General features: G+C 28.7%; 14 protein-coding genes. 9 read left to right on the top strand and 5 right to left on the bottom strand.

From position 1 onward, the window contains the following. Nucleotides 1-145: 145 nt before the first annotated feature. From tsaA to PUD86_08195, 4 genes are all read right to left on the bottom strand, one after another. Nucleotides 146-631, bottom strand: a complete 486-nt coding sequence (tsaA, locus tag PUD86_08180) for a tRNA (N6-threonylcarbamoyladenosine(37)-N6)-methyltransferase TrmO (GenBank protein MDD6777256.1) — start codon at nucleotides 629-631, stop codon at nucleotides 146-148. A 219-nt stretch (nucleotides 632-850) separates the two neighbouring features. Beyond that, nucleotides 851-1,288 carry a molybdenum cofactor biosynthesis protein MoaE gene (locus PUD86_08185; protein ID MDD6777257.1) on the bottom strand — a complete coding sequence of 146 codons (438 nt, stop codon included), beginning with the start codon at nucleotides 1,286-1,288 and terminating at the stop codon, nucleotides 851-853. A gap of 14 nt (nucleotides 1,289-1,302) precedes the next feature. After that, the gene (locus PUD86_08190; protein MDD6777258.1) at nucleotides 1,303-1,836 is read right to left on the bottom strand and encodes a nicotinamide-nucleotide adenylyltransferase; all 534 of its coding nucleotides are present in this window, start codon (nucleotides 1,834-1,836) and stop codon (nucleotides 1,303-1,305) included. A 9-nt stretch (nucleotides 1,837-1,845) separates the two neighbouring features. Beyond that, nucleotides 1,846-2,553, bottom strand: a complete 708-nt coding sequence (locus PUD86_08195; protein MDD6777259.1) for a hypothetical protein — start codon at nucleotides 2,551-2,553, stop codon at nucleotides 1,846-1,848. Nucleotides 2,554-2,656: 103 nt separating this feature from the next. Here PUD86_08195 and PUD86_08200 point away from each other — a divergent pair, with 103 nt between their 5' ends. From PUD86_08200 to PUD86_08235, 8 genes are all read left to right on the top strand, one after another. Continuing rightward, the gene (locus PUD86_08200) at nucleotides 2,657-3,325 is read left to right on the top strand and encodes a hypothetical protein (GenBank protein MDD6777260.1); all 669 of its coding nucleotides are present in this window, start codon (nucleotides 2,657-2,659) and stop codon (nucleotides 3,323-3,325) included. 2 nt (nucleotides 3,326-3,327) lie between these two features. Beyond that, on the top strand, nucleotides 3,328-3,864 hold the full coding sequence (locus PUD86_08205) for a DUF367 family protein (protein MDD6777261.1): 537 nt from the start codon (nucleotides 3,328-3,330) through the stop codon (nucleotides 3,862-3,864). A 177-nt stretch (nucleotides 3,865-4,041) separates the two neighbouring features. Beyond that, nucleotides 4,042-4,188 (top strand): 50S ribosomal protein L40e, encoded by a 147-nt coding sequence (locus PUD86_08210; GenBank protein ID MDD6777262.1) that lies wholly within the window; start codon nucleotides 4,042-4,044, stop codon nucleotides 4,186-4,188. Nucleotides 4,189-4,302: 114 nt separating this feature from the next. Next, nucleotides 4,303-5,055 (top strand): geranylgeranylglyceryl/heptaprenylglyceryl phosphate synthase, encoded by a 753-nt coding sequence (locus PUD86_08215; protein ID MDD6777263.1) that lies wholly within the window; start codon nucleotides 4,303-4,305, stop codon nucleotides 5,053-5,055. Between the two features lie 64 nt (nucleotides 5,056-5,119). Continuing rightward, nucleotides 5,120-6,193 (top strand): DNA double-strand break repair nuclease NurA, encoded by a 1,074-nt coding sequence (locus tag PUD86_08220; GenBank protein ID MDD6777264.1) that lies wholly within the window; start codon nucleotides 5,120-5,122, stop codon nucleotides 6,191-6,193. Then, nucleotides 6,187-7,683 (top strand): ATP-binding protein, encoded by a 1,497-nt coding sequence (locus PUD86_08225; GenBank protein ID MDD6777265.1) that lies wholly within the window; start codon nucleotides 6,187-6,189, stop codon nucleotides 7,681-7,683. The genes PUD86_08220 and PUD86_08225 overlap by 7 nt, the downstream gene beginning before the upstream one ends. A 165-nt stretch (nucleotides 7,684-7,848) precedes the next feature. Beyond that, nucleotides 7,849-9,084 carry an exonuclease SbcCD subunit D gene (locus PUD86_08230; protein ID MDD6777266.1) on the top strand — a complete coding sequence of 412 codons (1,236 nt, stop codon included), beginning with the start codon at nucleotides 7,849-7,851 and terminating at the stop codon, nucleotides 9,082-9,084. Next, nucleotides 9,081-11,834 (top strand): SMC family ATPase, encoded by a 2,754-nt coding sequence (locus PUD86_08235; GenBank protein MDD6777267.1) that lies wholly within the window; start codon nucleotides 9,081-9,083, stop codon nucleotides 11,832-11,834. Before PUD86_08230 ends, PUD86_08235 begins: the two co-directional genes overlap by 4 nt. 26 nt (nucleotides 11,835-11,860) lie before the next feature. On the opposite strand, the gene PUD86_08240 is transcribed toward PUD86_08235, so the two are convergent. Continuing rightward, on the bottom strand, nucleotides 11,861-12,256 hold the full coding sequence (locus PUD86_08240; GenBank protein MDD6777268.1) for a nuclease: 396 nt from the start codon (nucleotides 12,254-12,256) through the stop codon (nucleotides 11,861-11,863). 104 nt (nucleotides 12,257-12,360) lie between these two features. Between PUD86_08240 and PUD86_08245 the strand changes: the two genes are divergently transcribed. Continuing rightward, a complete protein-coding gene (locus PUD86_08245; protein ID MDD6777269.1) occupies nucleotides 12,361-13,641 on the top strand; it encodes a Mur ligase family protein in 1,281 nt (426 codons plus the stop codon). Nucleotides 13,642-13,723: the final 82 nt, after the last annotated feature.

The following is a 13,723-nucleotide window of genomic DNA, read 5'->3' on the forward strand; positions in this document are numbered from 1 at the left end:
GAATATTCAATGGAACCAATAGAAGCAGAAGTCTACAACTATCCAATAAAGAAACAAAACTCAAAAACACAATTTACAACATTTACAGAACAACACAAATTCAAGAAAAATAAGGATTTCTACAAAGCCTTTTTTTAAAAAAAATTTATTTAAATCTGTCATCAGACTTTTGAGATTTTGCTTTTTGATGATTAGTCTCAAACCAGCCGATTTTTAACTCATCAATTGTATCTTCATATAATTGAGGAACGTAAGGTTTAATGTCTAATAATGGTGTTTCATCAAGAATATCAACATTTTCAATAAATACAGTATTTCCTTCAACTTTATTTACTTTAACAACACTCATACCAATACGGTTTGGTCTTTTAGGGGATCTTGTTGCAAAAACACCATGAGTTTTAGTATCCATAAACGGTTTTACTTCAAGTTTGTATCTTTCAACTTTATGAAGCAAATAGATTAAATGGATGTGTGAAAAACCATCTAAATCTTTTAATCCATCAACGTATTTGTCTTTAATAACAATTGTTCCTTTAACGCCTTTTGCTCCTGTAGGTTGAATGGGCATTCCTTCAATTTCTTTAAATTCTGTATGGATTGTTCCAATGGATTCTAACTCGATATTCATAGATATGCATTTCTAGTTTATATCTTAAATATTTTGTTTTAATGATGGATGGTGGTTTAAAAAATAAGTAGTGGATTTAAAATCCGATGAATTTTAATAATAGTAGAATTATAAAAACAGTCACTCCTATTTTTAAAAGTGTTTTTAGACTTTTTAAAAGAGCATAGATAATTATAAACAATACTAATAATCTTAAAATAAAAAATAGGGTGGACAAAATTATCCTCCTGCAAGAATAATTTTAGTTCCTTCTTCTGAAATTTCTTCTTTTTTGAATTCAACGTCAAATTTAACACTTTCAATTACTTCTTTAAGTGCATCATAACTTTCATCTCTATGATAACCTAAAACTGCAACTAAAAACAATAAATCTCCTGTGTTGAATTCTCCAATGTAGTGTACAACTGAAATTTCAGGAACATTGTATTTAATTTTAGCGTTTTCAACAATTTTTTCGATTTCAGCTTTTGTTTTTTCTTTATCAGGAGTGCTTAATACTAACTTTTTCAAGTTCATATTTTCTTCTTTTCCACGGACAAATCCTTCAAAAGTAAACATAGCTCCACAGTAATCGACTTTTGAATTTTGTTTTAATTCTTCAATTAAATCTGCAGTTGTTACTATTTTTTCACCAGATTCAATAACTCTTACAACCATTTTTTCATCTCCATTTAAATTTCACTAATTTCTTTAATTGAGAGATTTTTTAATCTTTTATCTCCATTAATTTCATTAATAAGTTTTACTGTTGCATCAGGAACTAATTCCTGCCAATTTTTATCTTCAATAATTCTATTTCTTACTTCAGTTCCAGATAAATTTAATCTGTCATAAAGTGGAGGCTGTTTAACCTCATAACCTTCTTCGGCAAATAACTGTTTAACCAATGGGTTTCCAGAATAGACAACTGAAAACGGAGGGGTTAACATTTTTACATGAGAAACCCAAAGTGCATTAAAATTAATGTCCTGCATTGGTATAATGTAATATCTGGATGAATCAACACCAATATCTGCTAGTGCCTGATTCATCATAACAACACGTTCTCCTGCTGTAAATGGATCTTTTAGACTATGGCTTAGCTGTGCACTACCTATACCAATTATAATTTCATCTACTTCATCTAGAATGCTTTCAATAACCTGAATATGTCCATTATGGACAGGTTGCATTCTTCCAATTAATATTCCACGTAATTTTTTCATTATAATCACTTAAGGTTCTAAACTATCTAAACATCTAATTAAATTCTCAGCAGTTTGTTGTTTTTCAGGTAGGGAACTTGTAGTTGCAATCTCTATGAGTAATGTATTAATTCCCATATCAGCAATTGGTTTTGTAACTTTTTCGGGACTTGTTCCCATATCAAAGTCATAATCAACTAAATTAACTGCATTTGTAATATTTTTAATATATGAGTTAATTTTAGGGGTTCTATCAGATAAACTGAATACAAAATTTGAATATTCATAATCAGGGTTTATTTCATGAACATCAACTACTAAAAACGGTTTGTCTTTAGCAATATTTGGAACAATAAGCTGATTAGCTAATTGTTCTCCAGCAGGTCGTGTATCATCCCTGGAAGTTAAATTATCTTTTGTTTTAACATAATAAACCACATATTTCTTTGTAAGATTGTGATCTCCATTTCCAGCTGTTATATTATAGATAGTTTCATTAATAGCCTCGTGGATTTGATGCTCTCTTGGATGAACTCCTATAATAATACCAATTGTTTTATCAGATGATAAATTTCCAGCTTCAATTTTATAAACAGTACCGTTATCATTATGACCAACGGTTGTAACATTATATGTGTTATCTGCAGATATCATGGAACTAAAAATAATTGCTAAATTAAATATTACTATTGCTACCAAAACAATAAGTAATAATTGATATTGCATTTTTTTATTCATAATATATACCTAATTTTGTTTAATAGTATATAGATATCTAACTAAACTTATATTAAAGACTTTTTACTTATATTCAATTAATCCGAATTTAAGGAGTTTTATTATGGAAGATAAAAACAAAATAATTATTCTTGCAGCAATTGTTGCAGTTATTGCAATTATTGGTGTTTTATTATTCACAGGATCTTTAGGATCTAATGGAAATAAGAATATGGAAACTACTCCATTTGAAATGGATTTCATGACTGGTAAATTTACCGGTAATGTTAAACTCGTAAATGATAAGGAAAAATTCATGCATTCCTATGAAGATAAACAAAATAGCATTACATATAATATATCTACTGTAGATAATTCTACAGCATTAATGGAAATCTATGAACTTCAAGGAATTACAAATCCTGATGTAAGAACATTTAACGGAAATGACTGGAATATCTATTTCACACAGGCAGTTCCAACAAACAATACAACAAATACAGATAAACCAATGAATATTATTGTTTGTGAGTCTCAAGGTCAAAAACAAGGTTATTTAATCTACATGATTATTGACGGTAATTCTAAACTCAATGCTACTGGTAAAATGTACAGTGAAGCTTATAAAGACTATGTTGAACCTTTACTTAACAGTATTACATTAAAAGAAAGTAAAAACGTACCTCATGTTTATGAGGAATTTGGACTTTCCCAAGATGAATTCAATCAACAAATGGATCTTGTTCGTCAATATAAAGCTGGAAATACATCTGTTCTTGAAGGAGCTCAATAATTATGAGAATTACAGTTTTTCATGCAGATGAATGTGACAGGAAGAAATGTACTTCCATCAAAATGGATAAAATGGGTAAGTGCAGGTTAGTTTATGATATAAATAAAATTCCTGGTGGGGCTATTGTTTTAAATCCATATGCTGAGAAAGCTGTATCATATGAAGATTATAGGTATGTTCAAAGAAGAGGGATTGTAGGTTTGGATTGTTCCTGGAATGAGGTATCCAAATCTAAAAAATTTTTTGATTTATCCAAATATCATAGATCCCTTCCTTTCTTAATTGCAACCAATCCTGTAAATTATGGAAAACCGTGCATTTTATCAACTGTTGAAGCTATTGCAGCTACACTATATATTACTCGTTTTAAGGACGAAGCACGTGAAATGATGGATGGTTTTAAATGGGGACACACATTTTTAGAACTCAATCATGATTTGCTTGAAGCATATAGTGAAGTTGACACAAGTGCTGAAGTTGTCCGTGTTCAAAATGAATTTTTAGACAATTCTCAAAATGAGGAAGATGATTTGGATTAGGGATTTTTTATTTAATCTCTTTTCTAAATAATTTTAATAAATGGCATATTTTCCTTATTTTAGGTTAAAATAACTAAACATTTAAATACTATTAAGTTTAAACAATTAATTAATAGTTATGATTAACCATAACGGTTTATTATTATTAATTTTCACGATTATAAGGAGGAGTTTTTAATGGCAAGATTTGAAGAAGCAGAAAATAGAATGTTCAATATCAAAATCTGCTTAAAATGTAACGCTCGTAACCCTGCTGGTGCTACTACTTGTAGAAAATGTGGTTACAAAGGTTTAAGATACAAAGCTAAAGAACCAAGAGGATAGACATATTCTCTTATCTTTTATTATTTTTTAAAAAAACTTATTTTTAACTAATTTTTATTTCTAAACAATTAATTTAATATATCATTTTTAATAAATCTTATTTTAGGTATTCATATGAAAGATGTTGAAAATTATATTAGAGATATATTAAAAAGTAGAAAAATACATTTTACTTTAATTGACCCTGATGAACAAACACCTGAAGAAGCATTAGAAATAGCTACTCAGGCTATTGAAGGTGGAACTGATGGTATTATGATTGGTGGATCAACTGTTAATGGTGATGATGTAGATAATACCTGTAAAATATTATCTGAAAACATTGCAGTTCCAATTATTATTTTCCCAGGAAATACTAGTAGTGTAAGTAAATATGCAGATGCTATTTTTTATATGAGTTATGTTAACGCAAGAAACCCATATTGGATCAATGGTGCTCAGGCATTAGCTGCACCTGCTGTTAAATCATCTGGAATGGAAATTTTATCAATGCATTATATGGTTGTAGCTCCAGGTGGAACCGTTGGTTGGGTTGGAGATGCAAATTTAGTACCAAGAAGCAAACCTAAAATACCTGCAGTTTATGCAATGTCTGCAGAATTATTCGGAATTAAATTCTTCTATCTTGAAGCAGGTTCTGGTGCAGAAGAACCAGTACCACCAGAAATGGTTGGATATTCTAAAAAAGCTGCTCCAAATAACATCCTTGTTGTTGGTGGAGGAATCCGTGATGCTAAAGCAGCTTACATGGCTGCAAAAGCAGGTGGAGACATCATCGTAACTGGTACTGTTGTAGAAGAAGTTGATGATGTAAAATCCAAAATTCAAGAATTAACAGGAGCTATTAAAAAAGCTTCAATGGAGTAGTTTTCAACTGCTCTTACTATACTTTTTTTATTTATTATTAGCATAATTATTTTATAGTGATATTATGTTAAATTCATTATATGAGAAAGCCATCGCTAAAAGAGGATTTATTCATGATATTGATTCAAAAACCGATGTTGAATCCCAATTAGAATACAAATGGTTTGATAGAGAGATTCTAGAGAGTAATTGTGATTATTCAATTGCTGCAGGGGATGGAAGTTTTAATAAAAAGAAATTTTTAACTACTAATTTTTGTGCAGTTGGAGCAGAATCTATAATTTATGATGGTAAAATTAAAAAAATAGATGATTCAGATATATTCGATATTTCACATATTTCTTTTTTAGATGAATTATTAAGCAATTATATGTCTATTTATGAATTAAAATGTGCACTTAGAGCTATTAAAGATTATGATGTTGATTATTACATGATAGATGGATCTATTCTAGGGGATTTGCAAAATGCATTTCCAAGAGGTGCTAAATTACCTGCAAAACTTAAAAATAACTTAGATGATATATTGCTCAGTGAATTTGAAAGAAGACTATCAATAAGAAAATATGGATTGGTATTTCCTGAAATCAGGGATACATTAAATCTTGTTGAATTTCCAAAACACGAAAATTCAAATAAATTCGAGGAATATAATCTCCATCTTGCAAATGTTGAGAAATTAATTCTCTTAAAGGAAATTTTACAATACAGAAAAAGAATAATTGCAATTTCAAAAACATCATCTGATAATGAGTTATTCGGTTGGAATATTCCAGATATTGCTTTTTTAGACAAATTTACAAAAAAACAGGGTATGTCTTTAATAAAACACAGGCAAGTTCATGAAAATGCTGCATTTCCGTATTTCAATGACTTTTTTAAAAGCATTACATTTACAGTATTTTACATACGTCTACAGGACAATAAAAATGTTTTGAAGGTTGAACTTCCGTATAAAGCATCAAAAGAAGAAGTATTTGAATTAATTAAAAAGATTAACGACTTATCAGTTCAGGGTTATCCTTATTTGCTTAATAAGGCACATAATGATGTTGTAATTACAGATAAGAATATTAAGGAATTATTAAAAATAGCTAAGATTTATGAAACAACAAACAGGGAAGTGATGTCATGGTAATAGGAATTTGTATTGGTGAAACTTCACTTACACATGTAACATTCATATCAGATAAAATGCCTAATGTCGGTGAATATGTTACAATGGAATATAATGGGAAAAAAGTTTTAGGAATGATTGAAAACTTAATAATGGGAAATGACTCATTAAACGTTGATATTAACGATTTTAAAGCAATTCAAAAGATTTCAAGAATTGGTGCTGAAGAAAATTACATCAAAGGAAAAGTTAAGATTCTTGGAGATGTAAATGACAATTTAAAATTACCTAGAACACCTGTGCTTCCCGGAACTGAAATCAAATTGGCAGACAATGAAGTATTGGATGAAATATTCAAAGTAAAAAACCCTATTAAATTAGGTTGTCTTGTAAATCAAAGTGATGTCGAGGTTAATGTTGAAGCAAATCCAATTTTATCAAGACATTTAGCTATTCTTGCTATGACTGGTGCAGGTAAATCAAATACTGTTTCTGTATTGATTGATCAGTTTTTAAGATATAATCTTCCAATATTTGTTTTTGATATGCATGGAGAATATAAGGATGCGGTTTTCCCTAATGGTGAAGTTAATGTAATCAGGCCTAAAATTAATCCTCACTACATGAGTTTTCATGAAATTAAAAAATTAGTAAATATCGGAGCAAACAGCTATATCCAAGAAAGACACTTTAGAAGAGCATTCCATGAAGCTAAAGAATCTCTTAAAAATGGTGTTGCACAAACAAACAACTTTTTACAAGTAATGTATGATATTTTAGAAAATAAATCTCTAGAAGAAGGCTCTGATAAACAAATCGTAGATGTTATGAATAAAATTGACGATGCAATGATTAAATATTCTAACATATTTGATAAAAACATTGGAAATATTTTATCTAGTATTAAAAAAGGTCATGCAAACGTTTTAGATTTAAGCCAAGTTGATGAATCTGTAGCTAGTGTTTTAGTAAGTCACATTCTTAGAAATGCACTTCAAAGAAGTAAAGATGCAGCAAGTAAAGGTGAAAACTTAATTGAAAACTCTGTATTTTTCATTTTGGAAGAAGCACATATTCTCGCTCCTAAAAAACGTGAAACTGACTCTAAAAAATGGATTCAAAGAGTTGCAAGAGAAGGTCGTAAATTTGGTTTAGGATTATGTTTAGTAAGCCAGTCTCCTAAAACTGTTGATCATGATGCATTATCTCAAATGAACAACATGATAATTTTAAGACTTGTTGAACCGGAAGACCAAAGACATGTCCAATCAGCAAGTGAAAGTCTATCAAAAGATTTAGTTGACCAATTACCATCCCTAAATGTTGGTGAGGCTATTGTTCTCGGATTAATGAGTAAAGTACCAACTCTTGTTAAAATTGATAGATTTAAAGGTCGCCGTCATGGTGATGATATGGACATAATATCTCACTTTAAAAATTCTATCCAAAAAGAAAAAGAAGAGATAGAAAATGCACAACAAGAAACTTTAGATATGGGATATGACTACTAATTTAATATCTCATAATTAATTTTTCGAGTTTATTTTAATTTTAATTTCTTTTTAATACGTAGTTTAAAAACTATTAAATATTGAAAATCATAAATGTAATATTTACTTAAATACTTTATAAAGTGTTTAAATTGATTATATACAAAATTTTTAAAAGGTAATATAATGAAATTTGCACATTTAGCAGACACTCATTTAGGTTATCGCCAATTTGGATTAATTGAGCGTGAAAAGGACTTCTATGAAGTGTTTGAAAAGGTTATAGATAAAATAATTGAAGAAAAAGTAGATTTTGTAATACATAGTGGAGATCTATTTGAAACCGCAAAACCATCTCCCAATGCACTTTTAGCCTTCCAAAAAGGTTTACTCAAATTAAAAGGTGCAGGAATTACTATGTATGCAATTGCAGGAAATCATGATTCAGTAATGCGTAAAGGAGCAATTCCTCCTCAAGTAATATTTAAAAAATTAGGTCTAAAAGTTATTAGTCCTATTAATCCGTTTTATGTTCACGGAGATTTATTTATTGCAGGATTGCCTTTTTATCCAGCATCACAAAGTAAATTATTGAAATCAAAATTAGCAGAATTATCTAAAAAAGCAGCTAATTACGAAAAATCAGTCTTAGTATTGCATCAAGGTATTGATAAGTACTTTGGATATCAATATGAATTGGAACTTGGTGATGTGCCAGATAATTTCAGCTATTATGCACTAGGTCACGTTCACAAATATGTCAATGATAGTTTTGGTAATGGAAGATTAGTTTATCCTGGTTCTACTGAAATTTGGAAGACTGATGAGCTTGAAGATTATAAAAATAATGGTAAAGGCTGTGTGATTGTTGATTTTGATGGTCCAAAACCAGTTATTAAAAGACTCAGTATTGATGCAGGTCGTGAATTTATTATAAGGACAATTGATTATAATAAATTAGAAAGCAATGTTGCGGGTATTAAAGAAATCATCAAAGACTTCGATAAAAAACCTATCTTGGATTTAACAATTAAAAATGTTGATGGAAATACCAAAGACATTTATGAAATTATCAATAATGAATTAGGTGATTTAGCTTTAATGATTAGACCTAAATTTGAAATTATTGATGAAAATAGAACTGGTGATCCACCTTTCCCTGGTTCTGTTGGTCCTAAAGAATTAATTGTTGAACAATTAGAAAAATACAACGATAAAAATGTTGAGCAATTTGCTTTAGAATTATATGACTTTTTATCCAAGGATAAAAATGGTGAGTCTAAGGAATTAGTTCATCAGTTTTTCAACGACCATTATTCTAAAAATCCTAAATATTGTAATGTTGAAGAAGTAGAAGAAATTGAAGTTCCTAAAAAAGAATCTGGGGATATTCAAGTAACATTTAACGAGGTTTTAAAATGATTTTCACAAAATTAAGATTAAGAAATTTTAAATCTCATGAAGACACTATCATTCGCTTTAAGAAGGGAATTAGTGTAATTGTTGGTGAAAACGGTGCAGGAAAATCAACAATTTTAGAAGGAATTAGCTTTGCTTTATTTAAACAACACACTGCTAAAAAGATTGATGATTTAGTTAGAAACAATGCACAGACTATGACTATTGAATTAGAATTTATTTCTAATGGAAAACAATACAAAATAATTCGTGAGAAAAAATCAAATTTAAAATCTTCAATTTATAAAAGAACTTCAACTGATGGGGACTTTGTCCATATCTGTACAGGAGATAAAGAAGTAGCAAGTGAAATCCAACAAATCTTGGATATTGATTCTGATTTGTTCTTAAATGCAATTTACATCAGACAAGGAGAAATTGCAGAGCTTGTTGATAAAACTCCTGCTGAGAAAAAACAGTTAATTGCTAAGTTACTTGGAATTGATTCATTAGAAAAGTCATGGAAAAACTTATTGCCATTTATTAATGATTATGAAAATCAGTTAGCTGAACTTAAAGGTAAACTTTACAATTCAGATAAATTAGCTGAAGAATTAGATCAAAAACGTGCTGAATTATCTTCATTAAGAAAAAGAGGTCTTGAACTTGAGAATCATATTAGTGAAGTAAAAGAATTACTCCAAGACATATCTGCTGGTAAAAGAGATATGGAAAGAGAAAAAGAAATATATGAAACTCAAATCAATAACCTCAAAAATGAAGAAAAAACATTATCTAAACTTGAAAATGATAAACATACAATTCATGAAAACTTAGATAAAATCAGAGAAGCTGAAGAACAAATTGTTCGTTTAGAGAAATTTGTTTCTAAATTGGATGTTTATTTGGACTTTGAAAAATCAGTACTCAGTATCCAAAACTTAAAAGAAAACGAAGCTGAAATATATGATAAATTAGATTCAATATCTGAACAAAAACAACTTATTGCCGATAATAAGGAAAATTACAGTAAGTTTTTAGCATTTGAAGAGGAAATTGAGAAATATAACAATCAAAAACTCAGTTTCGAAAAAGAACTAGCTACAATGACTAAGCTTGATAAGGATAAAAAAGACTTATTTAGTGAAATTGAATCTGAACGTAATGATATCAACAAGTTCTTTGTTAGAGCTAAAGAGAAATTAGAATACAATGGATTAGACCAGGATGTATTGGCTAAAGTTGATGATTTCAATGTTATTGAAGAAGCTACTAATGACTTTTTAGATGAAATTAATAGCAAAATTAAAACTTTATCTGAAGATATTGCGTCTAAAAAAGAAGAGATTGTAGTATTTAAACAAAATATTAAATCTAGTGAAAAATCATTAAATGAGTTAAATGATGCTTCAGATAATAAATGTCCTGTTTGTCAATCTGATATTGATGATGCTAAAAAAGCAGATTTAGTAAAACAATATCAGGATATTATTGATGAGAATTCTCATTCAATATCTGATTATGAAGAAGCTGTTGAATTACTTAGCAAAAATAAATCAAGTTTTGAAGTAAAACATGAAAGAATTACTGAGTTATCAAAAAATATTGATTTGTATAAACACAGATTTGACCATTTAAACAATCATATGGCTGATAAATTAAAGAAACTTGATTCAGAACTCGAATCCAAAGATTTCATCAGCGGTAAACTTGGTGAATTATTACTTGTTATTTCTAATAAGAAAATTGAAAGAGAATCTTATCAGGAATCTTATGATACATATATCCAAGCAAAAGGTGCATTAGAAGTTTTAGGTAATGAAACTGATATTCAATTCAAATTAAAACAGGTTCAAAATGAAATTGATAATCATGTTACCAATATTAAGAATGCAATTAAATTAGATCCTCATTTAACTGGTGATATTACTGCTTCAGAACTTCAAAGCCGTATTGCTGATTTAAAACAGAAAAATGAAGAATACAATCAACTTAAAGGATTTATTAAAAACAAACAGTCATATTTAACTCAGCTTGATTCTGTAAAAGAAGATATTGGGTTGTCAATTAATCAAATTGATATTATTAAAAACAAAATCCAAGCATGTTCTTATGATGTAGATAAATATGAACACATTATTTATCGCTCTGAGGTATATGAAAGAAAATACAACACATTCAATGATGAACTTAATACAATCAAAGGTCAAGCACGTGAAACAATTGCTTATGTAAATGATTTAAGTTCAAGAGTTGAATCAATTAATAAATTCCAGCAAGAATATGATAATGTTTCTGATTATATTAACTTATTAAGCCATATTAGAAACATATACAGTAAAAATGGTATCCAAAGAGATTTAAGAAATATTTCAAGACCATTAATCCAAAAATACACAAAAGAATTCTTCAATGAATTCAATTTCAACTATTCTGACTTAACTCTTGATGATGAATATGATGTAACTGTTTATGGTCCTGAAGGTGAATCATCAATGACTATGGTTAGTGGTGGTGAAAAAATAGCTATTGCTCTAGCTTTAAGACTTGGAATCACTCAAGCTATGTCTAATGGTGAATTAGATACTATTTTACTCGATGAACCTACTATTCATTTAGATTCTTCAAGAAGACATGAGTTAATTAATTTATTAAAAGAAATATCTTCATTACCACAAATGATTATTGTAACTCATGAGCCTCAGCTTGAAAATGCAGCTGATAATTTAATAAAAGTAGAAAAAGTGAATGGTATATCAAAAGTAATAATTTAAATTACATTATTTCTTTTTTATTTTTTTTACATGGTTTCTGGTGCATCTTTAATTGAATCAATTATACAATTTGCATTCCATCCGACAATGGTTGCAGCTTTTTCTTCTAATTCTAATGGTACTGCTTCACTGCCTAATGGTCTAACTAAGACAATTGGTATTTCATATTGTTCACTAGCAGCTAATAATTCTTCAAAAAGCTCTTTATTATCATTATAAAGTCCTGCTAATAAGATAATTCTATCAACTTTTTTATAAAACTCTTCTCCAGCAGTAGCATAAGATCCAGACATTGATTCTTTCCATAAGAAATTTGCTTTTGAATATAATTTTTCAGTAAACATACCATATTCTTTGTTTTTGTCAAATCCGCTTGTAATAATTAAATTGTAAATCTTATCGTCTCTTTCATCTTCAAACATTTTCTCACCTTGCTTTTATTTTAAAATATTATAATATAAAAATATTTATTAATTTCAAAAAAGAAATATTAGTTAGTAACGATTATTTTAAGGAATTATTTTATATGAAAGCAGCAGTAATAGGTTTAGGCGTAGAAGGAAAAAAGGCAGTTAATTCTCTTTTAAAACATGATTGGGAAGTTTATGCTACTGATTTGAATATTAATGTAGATTTAGATGGATTAGATTTACCAAATTTATCATTAAATGTTATTGATGATAATCAAACAGTTTCAATTGTTGGAGATAGAATAAATATGGATTTGGGTTTTACAAATCCTAATGCGATTGAACAGTGTGATGCAGTAGCAATTAGTCCTAGTATGTTTGGAGGAGAATTTGCAACTAAATTGTTAAAAAATTCAAAATTATTAAGCGATATTGTAGATAAACATAAAGACATTTTCACAATTGGTATTACTGGAACAAACGGTAAAACAACCACTGTTCATATGATAAAAGAGATTTTAGAAAATGCCGGTAAAAAAGTTTTAGTCGGTGGTAATGGTGGTGGAGGCTTTTCAGGATATTATGATTTGATTCTTGAAGCTAATGAGGATGAATATGATGTTTTACTTGTAGAAGTATGTGATATGACTCTTGATTTTTGTAAGTATTGCTTTGATTTTGACATGATTGGTCTTACTAACATTGGTAATGACCATATGAATGTTCATAAAACCATTGCTAATTATAAAGATTCTCTAGTTAGATTTTTTGAAGCAAAAACCGTATTTACTGCATTTGATCAGGATTTCAATGCTGATTTCAAACAATCCAGTGATAAACACATAAACTATTTCGAATATCAGGATGAATTGAAACTATTTGGTAAGTTTAATTTGCTTAATGCAGGTCTTGCAACAGCAATTGCAAAAGAACTTAAAATTCCTAAAGATGTTATTAAATCAACACTTTCACAGTTTAGTGCAGTTGAAGGAAGATTAGATGTTTATAAAATCAACAGTGCTTCTGTATATGTTGGAAAAACTGATAATTCTGATGCATTAGAGTCCATTTTATCTGAAAGAGATTTTTATGCTGTATTTATAGGAACTCCTCGCCACAATGAAACTCACAGATTAGATATTTTAGATGTTGCTGTTAAATATGATCCTGAAGTCATTGTTTTATTCCCAGGATTAGATGATACATTGGATATGGCGATTTATAGGCTTAATTCTCTTGGATATATGGGAAATATCATTACAGTAAATTCTCTTGATGAAATTATAGCATTGGTTGCAGAGTATTCACATGAAGATGCAATTTTAATTGGTGGTAATGGTCAAGAAAATATTATAAATATTCAAGAGAGAATTAAATTGATTTCTGAAAAATTATAGGTGTTTAATAAGTTTTTTATATTATATTAAACATAATGAATATATGTTATTTTAATTATTATTGGTGTTATATAGATTAAGG

The sequence above is a fragment of the Methanobacteriaceae archaeon genome (assembly GCA_029219465.1).
Lineage (GTDB): Archaea > Methanobacteriota > Methanobacteria > Methanobacteriales > Methanobacteriaceae > Methanocatella.

What these genes read in the sequence shown, in the direction of transcription:
- PUD86_08190 (MDD6777258.1), bottom strand. Translation starts at nt 1,836, where the DNA reads ATGAAAAAATTACGTGGAATATTAATTGGAAGAATGCAACCTGTCCAT.
- PUD86_08245 (MDD6777269.1), top strand. Translation starts at nt 12,361, where the DNA reads ATGAAAGCAGCAGTAATAGGTTTAGGCGTAGAAGGAAAAAAGGCAGTT.
- PUD86_08215 (MDD6777263.1), top strand. Translation starts at nt 4,303, where the DNA reads ATGAAAGATGTTGAAAATTATATTAGAGATATATTAAAAAGTAGAAAA.
- PUD86_08210 (MDD6777262.1), top strand. Translation starts at nt 4,042, where the DNA reads ATGGCAAGATTTGAAGAAGCAGAAAATAGAATGTTCAATATCAAAATC.
- PUD86_08235 (MDD6777267.1), top strand. Translation starts at nt 9,081, where the DNA reads ATGATTTTCACAAAATTAAGATTAAGAAATTTTAAATCTCATGAAGAC.
- tsaA (MDD6777256.1), bottom strand. Translation starts at nt 631, where the DNA reads ATGAATATCGAGTTAGAATCCATTGGAACAATCCATACAGAATTTAAA.
- PUD86_08185 (MDD6777257.1), bottom strand. Translation starts at nt 1,288, where the DNA reads ATGGTTGTAAGAGTTATTGAATCTGGTGAAAAAATAGTAACAACTGCA.
- PUD86_08200 (MDD6777260.1), top strand. Translation starts at nt 2,657, where the DNA reads ATGGAAGATAAAAACAAAATAATTATTCTTGCAGCAATTGTTGCAGTT.
- PUD86_08205 (MDD6777261.1), top strand. Translation starts at nt 3,328, where the DNA reads ATGAGAATTACAGTTTTTCATGCAGATGAATGTGACAGGAAGAAATGT.
- PUD86_08240 (MDD6777268.1), bottom strand. Translation starts at nt 12,256, where the DNA reads ATGTTTGAAGATGAAAGAGACGATAAGATTTACAATTTAATTATTACA.
- PUD86_08225 (MDD6777265.1), top strand. Translation starts at nt 6,187, where the DNA reads ATGGTAATAGGAATTTGTATTGGTGAAACTTCACTTACACATGTAACA.
- PUD86_08230 (MDD6777266.1), top strand. Translation starts at nt 7,849, where the DNA reads ATGAAATTTGCACATTTAGCAGACACTCATTTAGGTTATCGCCAATTT.
- PUD86_08220 (MDD6777264.1), top strand. Translation starts at nt 5,120, where the DNA reads ATGTTAAATTCATTATATGAGAAAGCCATCGCTAAAAGAGGATTTATT.
- PUD86_08195 (MDD6777259.1), bottom strand. Translation starts at nt 2,553, where the DNA reads ATGAATAAAAAAATGCAATATCAATTATTACTTATTGTTTTGGTAGCA.